This window comes from Corynebacterium sp. ACRQK, assembly GCF_022345965.1.
Lineage (GTDB): Bacteria > Actinomycetota > Actinomycetes > Mycobacteriales > Mycobacteriaceae > Corynebacterium.
The window spans coordinates 1-16695 of sequence record NZ_JAKRMU010000006.1 but is presented as its reverse complement, the minus strand read 5'-3'; the positions used below and the strand labels follow the sequence as shown (position 1 = coordinate 16695).

Genomic DNA, 16695 nt, shown 5'->3' with positions numbered 1-16695 from the left:
GGGCTTCGCGAGTCGGGCAAGCCCAGCGAGCGCCCGGTTAGGCTCGGCGAGCTCGGCGAGCACCGCTACCAGATGCAGACGCGCTCGTCCTCGGCCAGCCACATTCCGTCGCCCTCGGAGACGTCGAAGGCCTCGTAGAACTCCGTGATGTTGCTGGAGACCACGTTGCAGCGGAACTCCGCCGGCGAGTGCGGGTCGATGGAGGCGTACTGAGCCGCCATCTGCGGGCGGATCGCGGTCTGCCAGATCCGCGCCCAGCGCAGGAAAACGCGCTGCAGGGCGGTGTACTCGGTTGTGTCCGGGTTGCCGTCGGCATCTACCAGCCCCTCGACCGGCAGCTTCTCCGCCGTCTCGAAGGTCTGCCCCTGGTCCGCCAGATAGCGGCGCAGGGCCACGATGGCGATTCCCAATCCGCCCAGGTCACCGATGTTCTCGCCCAGGGTGAAGCTGCCGTTAACGGTGTGCTCGGTGATGCCGCGCTGGCGCAGGCCCGTCGGCACCAGGCCGTCGTACTGGGCCACCAGCTTGTCGGTCAGCGCGGTGAATGCCTCGCGATCCTCCTCGGTCCACCAGGAGTTCAGATTTCCGTCGCCGTCGTACTTCGAACCCTGGTCGTCGAAGCCGTGGCCGATCTCGTGGCCAATCACAGCGCCGATGGCGCCGAAGTTGCCGGCCATGTCCGCCGCCGGGTCGAAGAACGGCGGGCGTAGGATCGCCGCCGGGAAGGTGATGTCGTTCTTCACCGGGTTGTAGAACGCATTCACCGTCTGCGGGGTGGTGAACCAGGTCTCGTTGTCGCTGGGCTTACCCAACTTGGAAACCTCGTAGTTGTGGTTGAAGCGGCTGGCCGCCCGCACGTTCGCCAGCAGGTCCGCGCCGGTGGAGCCGAACTCCAGGCCGTCGAAGTCGCGCCACTTATCCGGATAGCCGATCTTTGCCTCGAACTTCTCCAGCTTCGCCAGCGCCTTCTCGCGTGTGGCGGGAGTCATCCAGGCCAGGTCGCTGATGCGTTCGCGGTAGGCGGCGATCAGGTAATCCACCAGCTCCAGCATCTTTTGCTTGTGCTCCGGCGGGAAGTGCTGGGCGACGAACTTTTTGCCGACTTCCTCGCCCACAGCGCCTTCGACCAGGGCGACGCCGCGCTTCCACCGCGCCCGCTGCTCCGTAGCGCCGGACAGGGTGCGCCCGTAGAACTCCCAGTTCCGCAGGTTCACCTCCGTCGGCAGGTATGCCGCGCTGCTCAAAATCACCCGCCAGTAGGCCCACAGCTTCCACTCGTCTAGGCCACTGAACTGCGGGTTCTCGCCCTCGCCGGTGGCCATGGCCGCGACGTGTTCCAGGTAGCTGGGCTGGCACACCACGATCGTGCCCCCGCCCGCGCTCTGCGTATCCACGCCCGTGGCCGCCAGCCACTCGCGGAAGGGGAAGCCCGTCGGCAGATCCTCCACTTTCGTCGGGTTGTAGGTCTTCTCGGCATCGCGGCTGGCCACGTTGTCCCAGTGTCCGCGAGCCAGCTCGGTCTCGAACGCGCAGATCGCATCCGCCGCGGCATCAGCGCCCGCATCCGCATACCTCCCGGGGAGCTCCAGCTCACTGACCAGCTCCAACATGTCCTCTACGAACTCGCGGTAGGCCTCGCGGGTCGGCGCGTGCTGCTCCTCCCGGTAGTACGCCTCATCCGGCAGACCCAGCCCGGTCTGCACTAGGTAGGCACGCTCGATGTCCTGGCTGGAATCCTTCTCGATCCAATACCCCGCAACACCACCGGTGCCCTCCACATCGAGCCTGCCGAGTACCTTGGCCAGGTCGCTGACCGAGGTGGCGTCATTAATAAGCCCCAAAGGCTCCCGCAGGCCGGCCAGACCCGCGGCGGCGATGCCCTGCACGTCCATAAAAGAGGAGTACAGGGCGCCCACGCGGCCGTTCGGCGCGTCGGTGGCGGCGGCCTCTACGATCTCGCGCACCTCCTGCTCGGCGAGGTCACGCAGCTGGTGGAAGGTGCCGTCGACGGGGCGGTCGCTGGGGATCTTGTGGGTCGCCAGCCAGGCGCCGTTGACGTGCCGGTACAGGTCCTGCGCCGGCGAAGGCTGGGTGGCCTCGCCGGCCTGGTTCTGCGGCGCGGCTTCGGAGATGTCGTCGGGAATTTCTACAGCGTTAGTTTTTGCGGCGTTGTTTTCTACCATGCCCACCACCTTAGACACCGCCGCGGACAGGGTGTCCCGCACAGTGGTTAGGCTATGGCGTATGTTCCATCATCCCGCGCCACAGGGGCCGCCACAGGGGCCGCCCGTCCGGCCACCACAGCGACCGATGGCTCCGGTTCCTCCAGTGCCCGCTCGTCCTGCACCGCCCGCAAAGCCTGCCAAGCCCGCCCCATCGACCACATATCGCCCCGCACCGACCAGTCCGAAGCGCCGCGGTGCGTACTCGGCCTATCTTCTAGGCACGCTGTTGTTGCTGGTTGGGGGTGTTTTTATTGTGGACGCCACCCTGGAAGACGAACCCCAGTCCCTGACCGTCGCGGAGGGGATGGCGGACTCGATCCTCACCTATTCTGAGTGGCCGCTGCGGTTTGCGTCCCTGGAGGACTGCCACGATTCACCCGGCCTGGGGCGCCCCGGGGTAATGCAACTGGATTGCGATGGGGAAAGCTACGGCATGACCGGCCTGTCGGGCGTGGACGTGAAGGGCGGCGAGGAACCCGTCTCGCAGGCCGTGAACCGCGCCGTGCGCGCGCTGATCTTCCAGGACGGAGTGGAGCTGCAGTCGGTCGACGTACTGAACAGGGTCGCGGGAGAGAACCGGGAACTGTTGAAGAAAATGCAGGTCACGGAACTGCGTGTGACGGACACCTACAAGTTAGGGGAGAAGCGATTCGTGGCAGTCGCGTTTGTGCGGGACCCAGATGCGGGATCGGACGGCGGTGCGGAAGCTGATGCCGGCGCGGACAATGGCGCCGGTGGGGAGCCTAATAGCGAACTGGAGCACAGCCTCGAACCCGATGGCACGGCCCCAATGGTGGTGGTGCAGATGCCGGTGAAGTCGGCGTCATTAGAAAAACAGCTAGAAGAAGTCGATGAGTTAGTGCGCGGCGTCAGCTTGGACGACAATGCAGAAAGTGCAGGTGAATCCGATGTTTAAGGCGCGCAACTACCGCGTGTTTGAGGTGCCGCTCGAGTTTCACCTGAAGCACCCGCCCCAGCAGCGCCCGAAACTGCGACTGTTCCGCGACGGCTGGCTGGCGGCGTACTGGCTGCTGGTTGTTCCGAGCCTCGTGATGTCGGTGTTTCTGCTGGTCGGAAACAATCCTTCGCTGGTGAGCCCAACTCTGGGGCTGGTGCTACTGATCGGCGCGCTGCACTTGGCTGGGGCGCTGCTGTGCGTGTGGGCGCTGCCTATATATAGGGGTACGCCTAAGCGGCTGGTTGCGCTTGCAGTGCTGTGGGGAGGGGCGGCGTCCGTAGTGCTGGCGGCAGTAGTGATTCAGCCGCCAGTGGTGAGCACCGTAGACAAGCTGGGCTGGCACGGGCTGACGGCCAGCTTCGGAGGCGCCTACCCGGAGGAGATCGCTAAGGGGCTGGGCATCTGGTTCCTGCTGTGGATGGGGCGCGCATGGTGGAACCGCCCGTGGCATGGCATTATCGCCGGATTGCTGGTGGGGCTGGGCTTCGAGGTCTTCGAGAACATGATGTACGCGATGATGCTGGCGGTGATGGATCCGGTGTCTGACATGCAAGGAGCCTTGTCGACGTACCTCGTGCGCGTGATCGCCGGACCTGCGAAGCACATGATGTTCAGCGCGCTTGTCGGCTATGGCATCGGCCTCGCGATGTTCGTGGGGGCGAAGGCGGGGAAGCCGCGCGGCGTTGCCTGGCGCCTGGGGGCTGTCGTGTTGTGGGGTGGCCTGGGCTTCTTGACGCACTTTGCGTGGAATATTCGCTGGCTAGATGTATCGCCAGTGTTTCAGCTGCTGTGGATGGGTTTTGTCTGGGTGGCGCTGGCGGCGCTCGCGGTATGGATGATTGTGTGGACGAGTGTGGAGTTTCTGCGGTGGAAAAAGCGCGGTGTTTGCCCAGCTGTGGCGCTTTACCAGCGAGTGTGACGAATATCACATAGGCGGTTGAGCAGGGGTTTTCCAGCTAATGGTTTCATGGAGTGAAAGATGTTCCCCACGGGGTTCATGTGAATAATGTGAAACGTGTGGTTTTTGGGTATGGTGTGATTCATGATTTCACTGCCATGGCGCCGCTCCACGCGCACGTCCGTACCGAAACGCCTCACCGCAACGGCACTCGCTGGCTCCGCTTTGACGGTTGCAGCGCTCGTCGCCACCGATGTTGTTCCCGTCCCCTCGTGGGCTCTGAATGGCATCGACGTTGCCTCCCACCAGCACCCCGGTGGTGCAGCAATCGACTGGACTGCCGTGAAGCAGTCCGGCCAGTCCTTCGTCTTCGTCAAGGCGACCGAGGGCACGTCCTACACCAACCCGGCGTTCACCACGGACTCCGCAAAGGCTCAGCAGGCCGGCCTGGTTCCGGGTAGCTACCACTACGCCCGCCCGGGCAGCGGCAACCCGCGCGCCGAGGCTCGCCACTACGCCAGCGTTCTGGCCACCGGCGTGCAGCCCTCGCTGCCCCCGGTTCTGGACCTGGAGGAGCACGAGGGCCTGAACCCGACCCAGCTGCAGAACTGGGTCCGCGAGTGGATCGATGAGATTAAGGTCCAGACCGGTCGCGATCCGATCATCTACACCTACTACAGCTTCTGGATCCAGCGGATGGCCAACACCACCGAGTTCTCCGAGTACCCGTTGTGGCTGGCCTACTACCGCGACACCCTGCCGGATAAGATCCCGGGCGGTTGGGATCACGTCACCTTCTGGCAGTACTCCGGCTCCGGCCGCGTCAACGGTGTACAGACCCAGGTGGACCTGAACAAGTACTACGGTGACGATGCTGCCCTGAACGCCCTGGCAGCCGGCATGCCTGCGGATAGCGCTGCAGGCCAGGCTTCCGAGGCGATGGATCCGGTGCGTCCTGCCGTTGAAGGCGAGGCCGAGATCGCCAACAAGATTGAGCACGCCACCGGCGTAAACGTCCCTCTGGCCTCCGACTTCATGATGCAGCTGCTGGGCGTTATCGGCGGCCGCGTGTCCCCGGACGTTCTGCTGACTCAGGGTAAGCAGCAGCTGCAGGGCATGGATCCGGCACAGGTCGCAGGATCCGCTGGGGGCCCGGACCAGGGCGCTCAGGCAAGCGGTTCCGTGAAGACTGCCCAGGAGGTGCTGACCGCCTACACCGCACTGTCCGGTGCGCTGAAGGAGTTCAACGCTGGTGGCAACAAGCTGCCGGTCGAGGCAATCCTGAAGCTGGTCCAGGGCTACGCGCCGGGCGCTGGTGACCAGGGCGGCACGGTAAACATCGGCCAGATCCTGAACCTGCTGCAGCAGTTCGGCGGCATCTCCAACTGGAGCGCCAAGCTGGAGAACGGCGAGGTTCAGCCCGACGCGAATGCCTTTGCTGAGCTGGCTGACGCCGCCAAGTCCGCGAACCCGGATGGCACCGCTCCGGCGGACGCTGCCGCCGCGCCGGCCGCTGACCAGGCTCCGGCCGCTCCGGTTCCGCCGGCAGCCCCGGCTCCCGCTACTAACTAAGCACACGGTGCTTCCGCGCTAGGGAGCTAGCGGCTAAAAGAGAGAAGCGTCGCCCTGACAGGGCGGCGCTTTTTTGCATCCCTCTAACGGTCTAGCATCCTTTCCTCGGCGAGCTGGAACCAGGTGGATGTCCCCCCTAGCGCAGGGCATCCGCTGAGGCATCGCGGCGCTGTGGCATCGGAGGATCGGGGCACTGCGGCATGCGGCTGGGGAGTCCTCAGACCGTGGAGGCCGCAGGGTTCCTAGGGGCATGCATAAGCGCCAGAGCATGAAGAGGGATCAAGACATGAAAAAGGCGGGATGGTAAATCACCACCCCGCCCAGCCCTGCCCAGTGGCCGGCCCCCGGAACCTAGTCCGAGAACTTCATCGGCCCGTTGTACCAGAGCCCAGAGCGCTTATTCGTCTCCGTATCCAGCTTCACCGGCTTCGGCTTATCGCCGTTCGCATTCGGGAACGGAGTCAGTTTGTCCAGCACACCCCAGTCCCGCTGCCAGTCGTCCTGCAGGTAGGTCGGCACTTCCTCAGCCTCCGAGGTCATCTGCACCAGTCCGTAGGAGCCACCACCGGAGTAGTCCATCACCGGCGTGTGGTTGCTGCGCACGTCGTGGTCAGGCGAGATGCGGTACTCAGCGGCTTCTGCCACGCCCGCCCAGTGGTCGTACGGCTTCTGGCACGGGAATTGGAATGCGATTGTCCAGTCCAGCAGCGTCGGCGCTTCGGAGCCCACGTAGTCGTTCAGCGACTCCATCTCCGGCACGCGCGGCGGTGTAACGGCAATCCACTGTGTGGGCGTCAGGTTCGGATCGTTCGCCACAATGCGTACCGAGTCCGCGTCCTCCGGAACCTCGTCCATCGGGATGCGCAGGTTACGCCACTCGGGCGCGTAGCCCGGATCCAGCGGAATCTGCTCGCCGAGCACCTCAAAGTCCTCAGCCTTCTTGGAACCACCGGACTTGCCGAACTGGACCTTGATCTCCTGGCCGTACTTGAAGATGCCGTCCATGTCGAAGTGGCCAACCTGCCCGGCCACGCTGAACACCAGCAGCGGCAGGCCCTCGCGGTCCTCCGGCAGGCTGTACCAGCTGGTCGTGGTGTTCGCGGGCGTCTGTAGTCCCTCAGTAAACGAGCCCACCACTGGCACCTTGTTCGTATCGATGCCGAACGGCAACACAGCGTAGGACCCGTTCACGCCCTTGGTGGCCTTCAGGCCGCCGGTGGTGCCGGATGCGTCGCTGCCGGTATCGTTGCTCTGCTCGCCGGTGGTTTCGTCCGTTGTCTTTTCTTGTGACGCCGCAGCCTGCGTGTCGTCACTTTCAGAGGAAGAGCTCGTGGCATCGGAACTGGAATCCTCGTTGCGGAACTGGTCGGCGGAGGCCACGCTCGACTGGGAGTCCCCGGAGGACTTGGAGTCGATCTTCGCGGGGATGTTGTTTGGCTCGAAGCCACGGCCACCACCGCTGGTCAGGGAATCTTTCAACGAGCTGCCGTCGGCGGGCTCGAGGAAAGACTCATTGGTGTTGGTCTCCACCAGTACGTCCGCGGCTTGGTTGCAGCTCTGGCCCGTGAGAGCCATGGTGTTGCCCTTGCCCACGGAGTAGGCGGGCCACTGGCTGACCATGCCCTTCGTCAGGGAAGCCAGAGTAAACACGACTGTGAAAGCCGTCAGCACGGCGATCGGTGCGGCCGTCAGGCCACGGAACTGGTGGAGCTTCCTACTCTCGGCCAGTTGCAGATCGGCCACTTCAGATTCAGTGGTGGCACGGGCGCGTTTGGCGTCGGCAAGAAACCCAACGATTACACCCCAGAAAAGAACCACAACAGATACAGCAAGCATCACGGTGCTAGCGGTGATACCAGAGAGCTGCACCGGCTTATCCCACCACGGCACGCCGTAGGAGGACAGGTACCACCAACCGTTCGGGCCGGCGAGGGTGAAGGCGAACAGCATCAGGGTAGAGCCCAGGAACAGCAGCTGGTTGCGCCTGGTCTGCAGCGCGAAACGCGAGGCGGCAACGGCTGCTAGAGCCGTCAACGCAGCACCGATACCCGCGAACACGCCGAAGTGGTGGGTCCACTTGGTGGGTGTGAACGTCATGAAGAACAGCGTGCCCAGAACGATCAGCAACAGGCGGGTGGACGGAGCCTTAGCGGCACCGGTGATGCGCCCGTTGCGCAGCATGGCGGCCACGACGATGCCAATGCAGAAGAACAGCATGACCATGGTGAAGCGGCGCGGGAAGCTGCCGTCGACGGTCTGCTCCATGAGGGCTTCGTAGCGACGGAACTCCTCGAACCACTGCATCGACGGGCCGATGTCGCCACGCAGCTTGATGGCTTCGGTGACGGTACGCAGCGTTTGGTCTGCGAACACGGCCGTGAGGATCGCAGTGCCAGCAGCCAGGAATGGTGCGATCTGCGCCAGAATGGCGGCGATGACCGTCTTCTTAGGGGCACCCTTCGGCGCGCCCAGCAGAGGTAGGCGGCGGGTGAGAATACGGATCAGCGCGCCCAGAGAAGCCAGCAGGGCAGCGACGGCCATCAGGCCAGTCGGGCCCGCACCCAGTGCCAGGGTGGCGATGATCGTGCCGACCGCGGCGGGCAGCAGGCGGTGGGTGGCGATAGCGCGTTCGAAGGAGACCCAAGCCAGCAGGGAGAGCACGGCGATGATCGGCTCCGGGCGCGTGCCGTTGTTGAAGGTCATCCAGAACAGCAGGAACGTTGCCGCCATGGTCCAGTGGGCGACTTGGCGCTGGTTGATCTTGGCGCCGAGGCGTGGCATGACCTCACGGGAAAGGACCAGCCACGTGACGATGCCCGCGATCAGGGAGGGCAGGCGCATCCAGATGGATGCGGAGGAGACCTGCGTCATCAGTGCCAGCAGGTCGTAGAACGGCGATCCGAAGGGGGATTCCGGTACGCCGAACCAGCGGTAGTAGTTGGCCATGTAGCCGGACTCATGGGAGACCTTGGCCATGGTCAGCAGGTAGCCGTCATCCGAGGTGTTGGCGCCGACGAAGTACCAGGCCAGCAGGATGAAGCCGACTACGCTGTCGAGAGGTCGGGGCTTCCACCAGTTGCGGTGGAACAGGCGGCGGGACGTGGTTCGCTTGTCGAGGATATCGATGCGGTACAGACAGTACAGGGCGATCGCGGTGGCGATGATGCCTACGAAGATGGCCAGGTACTTGATGACCGAGGGGGAGGAGGTGAAGCGCGAATCGACGGTGACGTGTGCCTGGAAGCCCGCGTCGATCGTGCTGTTGGAGTTCTTCTCCGTGTTCTTGATATCCGTATAGATGCCGGTGAGGACGGGGCGAACGTCGGCATCGATGGTGGAATCCAGTGCATAGTCCAGGTGCTTGTCTGCGTCCGGTACCCAGGCGCGGGTGGATTCGTAGTCGGAGGTGATGCGCAGCTGCGCGTCGTCCGGCAGCTCCCGCAGAGCGTCCTTATTAATGGACAGCGGAACGACGTTGCGCACGACCACGTCGAGGCTGTCGTCGGTGGAGCGGACGAACATGCCACGCAGGGTGGCCTCTGTGGATTCTGGCGGGAGGGTGGACAAGACATTTGTCGCACCTTCATCCAGGTTGCGGACTTCCTGGATGGGAACCGTGATGTCTACGTCTTGCGGGACGTAGGAGATCAGGGGCGCCTGGACGGAAGTGAGTTCATCGTCCTGAGGCCAGTTGAACGAGGACTGTACCTGGTTTACAGGCAGGAAAGGCAAAGAAAGGAACATCACCATGCCGATGAGGCCGGAGACGATGGACGCTAACTTTAGTTTCCCTGTTGGCTGCTGAACTTTAGACACAACAGGTAATTGTAGGCTACGGCCGGGCTAACACAGAACTCAATTAGCCTATTCGCCGGGATTTCTGTTAGTTCCTGTTACTCAGGAAGGTTTTTGTGACGCCACCTACAGTGTGTGCAGCGTCAGGGATCTGCTGGTGCGCGGCTCCGTTATCTAGCGCTGGATTGCTCAGCGCTGGGTGACTCAGCGCTGGCGCACCGCGATGACAAACGGCCCGACCTGGTGCAGATTCCACCCCTCGGAGAACGCGGAGGCGTCGAAGTGGATCGCGCGGAACCGTACATTCGGTTGGCTGGGGTAGATGTCATCTGACACCAGGTAGGTAAATGTGCCGTCGTCGTCAGTGCTGTCAGCGCTGCCTTTGGCAGAATCCAATTGCCCGCGCATGAGCAGCGCGTCGGGAGTCTTCCATCCGTTTGCCTTCTCTGCGTCGTCCATTGCAGCCAGCAGATCCTTGGGATCCGTGATTTTGCTCCAGCCCTCGATCTCCTCGTTACGGCGAGCGAAATCACCCAACGGGTTGGCATAGTGCGAGGTAAAGGCCTGGTAGCCGTGGTACGGGTAGTAAGCCATGAAGCTCTTCTCGTCCGTGAGTAGCACCTTGCCAGACCGGCCACCGAGCTCTTCGGAGAGCACTTCGTCGACCTGCGAGTAGTACACGGCGGAATCGCCTGGAAGCTTGTCCGCGCGCTTTCCTTCGCCGTCTGTATCGGTGTAGGCAGTGTCGATGTGGTTTTCGTGTTCGTAGGGGATCTGCGTTGCGTAGTGAATGCCACAAACGGCCATCACGATAGCTATCACGCGGCTGATCAGCACGCCATTCTCAGGCTTGCGCCCTGCCGCGGTCATGAGCTGCGGAACGTACACCAGCCGCCAATCCGCAATGGCCAGCACGCCTGAAACGGCGAGGATAATGCTGATTGGCACGGCCACGCGGAAGCCCAGCAGGGTGGTGCCGAAGACCGTCATCAGCAGCGACAGAATCACCCATGCGTAGCAGACGACAAGGCCGAGCGTCAGAGCGCGAACGTCGCCGTCTTTGCGGCGGAATACCATCCAGATCAACGCGATGATGGAGAGGATGCCGATGGCCGCGGACTCAAAGAACGGGGTGGGCACCTGTGTGGCGACCTCGGGCAGATAGTGCTGTGCGGTGTTGGTGGAGCCATGGGGCTGGGTGACTAGGCTCCATAGGTACGGCGCCCAGCCCAGCAGGGCGATGGCGATGGAGCCTACGCCGATAGCCACAAGTCGGATCAGCGGCTTTGTGCCACGCACAGTTATCGCGCCGACCACTGCAACTACCACTACTGTCAGAGCCGAGATGGCGGTATACAGCGTGTAGAGGTTGGCCGAAAGCCCTAGGTAGATGATGGATCCCAGCAGCGCGACGCGCCCACCGTGCAGCGCGCGCCGGGCAATAATAAACGCCGGTGCCATTCCCATGGCCACGATCGCCGCATAGGGCTCGTCGCCACCGACGGTCAGGGTAACCGCCGCGGTCATCAGTGCTAGGGCGCTGGCGATCGGCAGGGATCCGCAGATGCGTTGCCAGACCGGCACCAGCATGCTCGCGGCCATCGCCATCGTGATGAGTGCCCAGGGTTGCATCGCTACCCAGCCGGTCAGACCGAAGGCGCGGGCAAACAATCCGCCGCTGAAGAACCACAGGCCGGGATAGAAGGATGGCTGGTCGATGTAAGCCATGTCCTCCCAGCCCAGCTGGTCGGTCATGCGGGTCAGGAATTGCGTTCGAAATGCCTGGTCTACGCTGATTCCGCCGAGGTAAAGCTGGGTTGCCGCCAGGGGGATTCCCAGCGCTGCCAGCACCAACATGGCAGGCGCAAGGTGCATGACTAACTGCAGTAGGACGGAGACCCATCCGCGTAGCGCTGGTCGCTGTGATCCCCGCGCACCCGCGCCCCGGGCACTGGTAGTTTGCCCGCTGAGCATCCACTTCGCGGGGTAGATCCACCAGTAGCAAGCCAGTCCGGTGAACACGATCAGGATGACTATGGCCGCTGTGGTCAGTCCGCGCAGCACGAAGCTATTTGTAAAGGCGGGGAAGTTCGTGTGCGCCATCAGGTACCACCCCAGGGTGGTTCCGGCGAATGCAAGCGCAGCGGTTGCTACGAGGCGCACGAGGGTCTGGCGGACGGACAGTGCGTCCTTGGTGAAGGGAACCGTCCGATCGGCCTGCGTGGCGGAACTTGAGCTCATTGCTTCATTCTTGCACACGCCCCGGACAACCCCTGTCGTTCGAAGCCGTGTGCGGGTCGTGTTCGCACTGATCCGCTGTGTTAGCGCAGCATGATTGCCCTAATTCCCGAGTGGAAGCCATCGCGCAGGCCTACGCGTTGCGCTTCGGAGAGCGTGTATTCGTGCAGCGTCTCGCAAGCAAACTGCAGCAGTGGCCGGTCGATCTCCGGGGGCAGTCCGCCGCCCGAAAGCAGGTGAGCGTTGTCGCGCTGTTCTTCGTTCGCCACATTGTCGTACCACCACACCGCGTATTGCTGGCCAATGTCAGACGGGCTCTGCTCGCCCGCGGTCGCCCACACCTCGTTCGGCAGCGGCACGTAGCGGCTGCGTAGCTTGCGGTGGCGCGCCATCATGCCGGGGTTCGGGCGCGGTTTCGGCTTAGGTGCTTCTGCTTCTTGTGTTTCTGCTGTCTTGTTTGGTGACGCCACCGCCCCCGGTTCGGCAGCCGCCTCAGTCGACGTGCTGGGCTCCGCGGGTGTGGGGTGTGCGCTGTCTGCATTTTGTGCAGATTCGGCCGCCTCAACCGCCTCAGCTGCGGTTTCTGTGGCGGGCTGAGCTGCCGAGGTTGGGGTGCCCTCCTGGTTAACGCTCGGATGGGTGGCGCCCCGGGAGGTGGCAGCTGGGCCACTGCGCACTGGTTCCGGAATCTGGGGACTACCCGGAGTCTGTGGTTTGGTCGAGTCCGCGGGCCCGGTCGCATCCGCATTGCCGACGGCGCCCTCCTTGGCTGAGCTTTTCCCGGCGGCGTCGTCTCCGTCGGAGCCATCTCCGGGAGCATCGGCGGCGGTAAGCACGCATGGGCTCGAGTCCGTGGGCTCTTCTGCGTCGCCCAGTGGCTTGTCTTCGGGCTGTTCGGGTTGTTCGCCAGCTGGCAGGGGGCCTTCCAGTACTTGCAAGCGCATGGTGTCGCGGAAGTCTTCGCGCGGGTCCAAGATCGTGGTCGTATCGCAGGCGAAGCGTAGGGCGGAGGACATGGAATCCCAGCCGAAGCCATACAGGTGCACACGGATGCCTGCGGCGACGGCCTCTTCAACACCGGGCAGCATGTCGGCGTCACCAGATACGAGCACGATGTCGGATACCTGGCGCTTCATTGCGGCGATAACGATGTCGGCGACCAGGCGCGTATCCACTGCCTTCTGGGTGCGGCGGTCACCCCATTCGATCAGCTGCCCTGCGCGCAGCTGCACGCCTGGCTCGCTGCGCAGGGAGCGCTGGTAGCGGTGGGGGCCGGAATCGGGGATGCCGTCGTACCAAAACTGCCGGTGGACGGGCTGTTTCAGTTGGTCCTGGATCATCTGGCCGAGGACCGCCACGACCTCCGGGAGGTCGATCTCTAACTGGGCGCGGGCCCCGGTGTCCCAGGAGTTATAAAAGCTCGCTAACAGGTAAGACGTGTCGACATAGACCTGAGTTCGTTCCAACATTGTTCATTGCTCTTTTCGTTTCGTTCGTAACTAGTTCTTGCGTGTTCTTTCCCTCTAGCATGCCTGAAAACTTTGTTGTATGGTTAGTTACACAAGTAACCAACCAACTAACTAAGTGTGTTGAGAATGCGCTGAAGCGCAGAGCGTACTGGGAGCTTGTTAAGACGCAGACCGAAGGAGGTGCCCCGTGAATGAATCGTCGACTCCGCTTTTTCAGCAGGTAGCAGACCTCATCGCGGATGCGATTGTGGATGGGTCGCTTCCTGAGGGCGAACGTGCGCCATCGACAAATGAACTCGCAGAATTTCACAGCATCAACCCCGCAACCGCCAGAAAAGGGTTGGCGCTGCTTGTCGATCAAGGCGTGTTGGCCAAGAGGCGCGGCGTGGGAATGTTCGTTGAGCACGGCGCCCGCGAGCGAATCCTGGCCCTGCGTAAGGAGGCTTTCGCCGCCAGCTATTTGGTTCCCCTCGTCGACGAGGCTGCCAAGTTGGGCATGAATCGCACACAATTGAAAACCCTCATGGACAAAGTCGCAGAAAGTCGAGGACTCTACGAATGATTGCCACTACGTATCCCGACGCAGCCTCTGGCGTCGCCCCCGATATCGAGCTGCGTGATGTCAGGCGCAGGCTCGGCTTCACTCACGCTCTTGATGGCGTGACGGCGCACCTGCCAGGTGGCTGCGTCTATGGCCTGATCGGCCGCAACGGTGCAGGTAAGACCACTCTGCTGCGCACAATTGCCGGACAACTGCGCGCCAAGGGCGAGGTCCTTATTGGTGGTCAGCCGGTGTACGACAACACGGAAGTACTGAACAGCTTGATCCTGTCTGGTCCCGATGTGCCGTGGCCCGCAGATATTAAGGTCAAGCAGTTACTCAGTGTGGTCGCCGCCCGCTGGGAGACCTGGGATCAGCGCTATGCGGACCAGCTCTGCGAAGACTTCGAGGTCGATACGCGCAAACCCCTGTCTAAACTCTCGCGCGGACAAAAGTCCCTGGTCTCGATCGTCATTGGTCTGGCTGCGCAGTGTCCCGTCACCCTCCTCGATGAGCCCTATCTGGGCCTTGACGTGCAGAATCGCGAGCTGTTCTACAAGCTCTTGCTGCAGGATGTCGAGCGCAACCCGCGCACATTCATCCTCTCCACCCACCACGTCGACGACGCTGCTCGCATCCTCGATTCCGTCGTCCTCCTCGACAAGGGCCGCATTACGGGAGTCGGCACCCTCGACGCCATCACCGAACGCATCGCGATCCTCTCTGGTTCCGCCGCGGCCGTCGAAGCCACACTCGGCGAGGTTGGGGCTACTGGTTCTGTTCTTAATGACGCCACGTCCTCCGGCCTACGCCGGGTAGTCCTAGATACTCACGGGCTGGAAACCGGTAGCGTGCAGGGCCTCGCCGCCCGCATTGAGGGCAGTGGAGTGCGTGTGAGCAGCGCGGACCTAGAGCAGGCGGTGCTAGCGCTGACCGGAAGGGAGTTCTAATCGCGATGCAAACCCCAACGTCTACAGTCGCGACCTCGAAAGTGGCGAACGTTTCCCAGCCACTGCCCTGGGGAACGCACTGGAAACTGGCCATGCGCCAGCTGCTGCCTAAAGCTGGGAACCTTGGTCTTAGCAACGTGTTTATCCTGCTGATCCTCTTCTTCGCAATGGGCGGAGAGGAAATCAACGGGTTTAAGCTGGGGCTATACCTACTATTTGGCCTCTCGCTGGGGCTGCAGCCGATCAATACAGTGTGGGGCAAAGCGCAGCTTCGCGCTCTGGGAATGAGTGTGGCGGATATCCGCCGGAACCTCCTGATAGTCATGCCAGTTGCATCGGCAGTCGTCTGCGGAGCGATGCTTTTAGGCTACGTTCTTGCGCTAATTTTCAGTTGGCACATCCCGGCATTCTGGGTTGTCCTAGGATTCGTCTTCCTCGTGCATGTGGCCAGCATCATCGGGGCTCTGACACGTGTCGGGGATAATAGTGAGGTCGTCAAGGCTTCCACGAGCGACGCCGAGGAAGACGAGACCGCCCAAGCGGATAAGGCCGCGTTGGCTGGATTGTTTAATGCGGAGTCGAGGTGGCGTCGACAAGAAAAGAAGGGCGACAACCCCACGGCGCTCAACTACCTTGCCTCCTGGCGGATCGATGGGTTCATGGCTTGGATGCACCTGGCTGGATTCATTGCGATAGTCATCGGTGTGATCGGTTGGTTCGCATCGGGGCTAACGCCTAGTGGTGCGATGTGGCTGTACCCAGCAGCGATGATTCTGCTGGTAGCTGCCTACTACCTGGGTGAGAAGCTGAACTCGAGCTTGCGCACTTGGCTCGTGCTTTCGGGTGACCGACGCCCCTGGTACGCGAAGGCTATGGGGCGGCTAGTCTTGTGGATGCCGGGTGTGGCTTTACTAGTGCTGATCGGGACGGCGGAGTTCGCGCTATTTAGTGCGCTCTTCCCGGGGGCCGGCGATCTAGAACTCCACGTAAGCGGAAAGGGTCTACTGATGACCCTGCTCGTTGCGGCGACAGTGGCAATGGTCTTTGGCCTGATGGCAATCGTGAGCTTCTGGGTGAGCAACCGCTTCAGTGGATGGATGAAGTGGGTGGTCAGCCTGCTGGCCATCATGCCGATGTCTGCTGCGATGGCGGTAAGCATCGTCTCGGTTCAAGAGATTGATGAGGTTGGGATCGACCTATTGGGGCCTGTTGGCGCAATCTTTGGAGTCGTGGGTGTGGTGACAGTGCTCGTATTCGCAGCGCTGCGATGGGGCATCGGGCGCTTCGATACGGCTCATGAGTCAATCGAAGAGAATCTGGGCCTGGATTCGGAGGCCTAGAACACCTCTTAGAAACGGCCTGTGGCCTGCGGGTTTGTGTTTGTTGTGGGGTGTGTGTACATTTATCCAAGTCAGCGCGACACAGCACCGCGGGTTACAGACTCTCGGAACGCTGGTAGTCATAAGCGTCTGGCCAATTATTTTAAAGCTGTAAAAACAGTTCGTGTGTGTGCGAGTGCAGCGGGTTGTTTACCGGGAATTTGCTTTATCTTCACGGTTGCTTTACACTCGTAATCCGTCGCAACGTGGCTGCCACCGATTGTGTGGTGTGTTTGTTGTGTGCGTAGGTTGTTTGAGAACTCAATAGCGTGATGAACCAAGTTTAGATACTTTGTTGACCAACCTTTGTGTTGATTCTGATGCATTGTATGTCTTTGATGCTTTTGTGACTTGTTTCAGTGCTCCATTGGCTCGCATGGATTGTGGGTTGGTGGTGGTTACGCCAGCGTGGTTTTAACGTGTCCACGATATGTAATGTGCGTATCCCAGCAGGAGTTGCCTTTTTTGGGTGCTTGTTGGGCTGATGGAAAAGTTTTGAAAAAGTTTTTGGGATGTATGTTGTGTCTGATCAGTAACCAGCAGCGTTTTGTGTTGTTGGTGTTGGTTGATGTGATTTATTTATCCTTTTTTCAATTTTTTTGTCAGTAATTTTTTTGTTTGCCTGGTTTTCAGGCTCACCATGTGTCTGATGGCATTTTTATGGAGAGTT

Annotated in this window: 10 protein-coding genes; 6 read left to right on the top strand and 4 right to left on the bottom strand. The window is 61.8% G+C overall.

The features are described from left to right. Window positions 1–65: 65 nt before the first annotated feature. Complete coding sequence (locus tag MHX63_RS07585; protein WP_239387968.1) at window positions 66–2183, bottom strand: M13 family metallopeptidase; 2118 nt, start codon at window positions 2181–2183, stop codon at window positions 66–68. 145 nt (window positions 2184–2328) lie between these two features. Between MHX63_RS07585 and MHX63_RS07580 the strand changes: the two genes are divergently transcribed. From MHX63_RS07580 to MHX63_RS07570, 3 genes are all read left to right on the top strand, one after another. Beyond that, a complete protein-coding gene (locus MHX63_RS07580) occupies window positions 2329–3141 on the top strand; it encodes a hypothetical protein (protein WP_370644053.1) in 813 nt (270 codons plus the stop codon). Then, complete coding sequence (locus MHX63_RS07575) at window positions 3110–4102, top strand: PrsW family intramembrane metalloprotease (RefSeq protein WP_239387967.1); 993 nt, start codon at window positions 3110–3112, stop codon at window positions 4100–4102. The genes MHX63_RS07580 and MHX63_RS07575 overlap by 32 nt, the downstream gene beginning before the upstream one ends. 123 nt (window positions 4103–4225) lie before the next feature. Next, the gene (locus MHX63_RS07570; RefSeq protein ID WP_239387966.1) at window positions 4226–5653 is read left to right on the top strand and encodes a glycoside hydrolase family 25 protein; all 1428 of its coding nucleotides are present in this window, start codon (window positions 4226–4228) and stop codon (window positions 5651–5653) included. Window positions 5654–6004: 351 nt separating this feature from the next. Here MHX63_RS07570 and MHX63_RS07565 read toward each other — a convergent pair whose 3' ends face one another. From MHX63_RS07565 to MHX63_RS07555, 3 genes are all read right to left on the bottom strand, one after another. Next, window positions 6005–9469, bottom strand: coding sequence for an arabinosyltransferase domain-containing protein (locus tag MHX63_RS07565; protein ID WP_239387965.1), 3465 nt, complete (start codon window positions 9467–9469; stop codon window positions 6005–6007). Window positions 9470–9652: 183 nt separating this feature from the next. Then, window positions 9653–11689, bottom strand: coding sequence for a galactan 5-O-arabinofuranosyltransferase (locus tag MHX63_RS07560; protein WP_239387964.1), 2037 nt, complete (start codon window positions 11687–11689; stop codon window positions 9653–9655). 80 nt (window positions 11690–11769) lie between these two features. Next, window positions 11770–13155, bottom strand: a complete 1386-nt coding sequence (locus tag MHX63_RS07555) for an NYN domain-containing protein (protein WP_239387963.1) — start codon at window positions 13153–13155, stop codon at window positions 11770–11772. Window positions 13156–13342: 187 nt separating this feature from the next. Here MHX63_RS07555 and MHX63_RS07550 point away from each other — a divergent pair, with 187 nt between their 5' ends. From MHX63_RS07550 to MHX63_RS07540, 3 genes are read left to right on the top strand one after another with little or no spacing between them, the layout of a single operon-like run. Beyond that, window positions 13343–13717: a GntR family transcriptional regulator gene (locus MHX63_RS07550; RefSeq protein WP_035010001.1), complete on the top strand. Its 375-nt coding sequence runs from the start codon at window positions 13343–13345 to the stop codon at window positions 13715–13717. Beyond that, entirely contained in the window at window positions 13714–14646 is a 933-nt protein-coding gene (locus MHX63_RS07545) for an ATP-binding cassette domain-containing protein (RefSeq protein ID WP_239387962.1), read from the top strand. The genes MHX63_RS07550 and MHX63_RS07545 overlap by 4 nt, the downstream gene beginning before the upstream one ends. A gap of 41 nt (window positions 14647–14687) precedes the next feature. Further along, window positions 14688–15986 (top strand): ABC transporter permease, encoded by a 1299-nt coding sequence (locus MHX63_RS07540; protein ID WP_239387961.1) that lies wholly within the window; start codon window positions 14688–14690, stop codon window positions 15984–15986. The last annotated feature ends 709 nt before the right edge of the window (window positions 15987–16695 follow it).

Coding starts and splice junctions, on each gene's coding strand:
- MHX63_RS07585 (WP_239387968.1), bottom strand. CDS start 2,183: ATGGTAGAAAACAACGCCGCAAAAACTAACGCTGTAGAAATTCCCGAC.
- MHX63_RS07575 (WP_239387967.1), top strand. CDS start 3,110: ATGCAGAAAGTGCAGGTGAATCCGATGTTTAAGGCGCGCAACTACCGC.
- MHX63_RS07570 (WP_239387966.1), top strand. CDS start 4,226: ATGATTTCACTGCCATGGCGCCGCTCCACGCGCACGTCCGTACCGAAA.
- MHX63_RS07560 (WP_239387964.1), bottom strand. CDS start 11,689: ATGAGCTCAAGTTCCGCCACGCAGGCCGATCGGACGGTTCCCTTCACC.
- MHX63_RS07555 (WP_239387963.1), bottom strand. CDS start 13,155: ATGTTGGAACGAACTCAGGTCTATGTCGACACGTCTTACCTGTTAGCG.
- MHX63_RS07545 (WP_239387962.1), top strand. CDS start 13,714: ATGATTGCCACTACGTATCCCGACGCAGCCTCTGGCGTCGCCCCCGAT.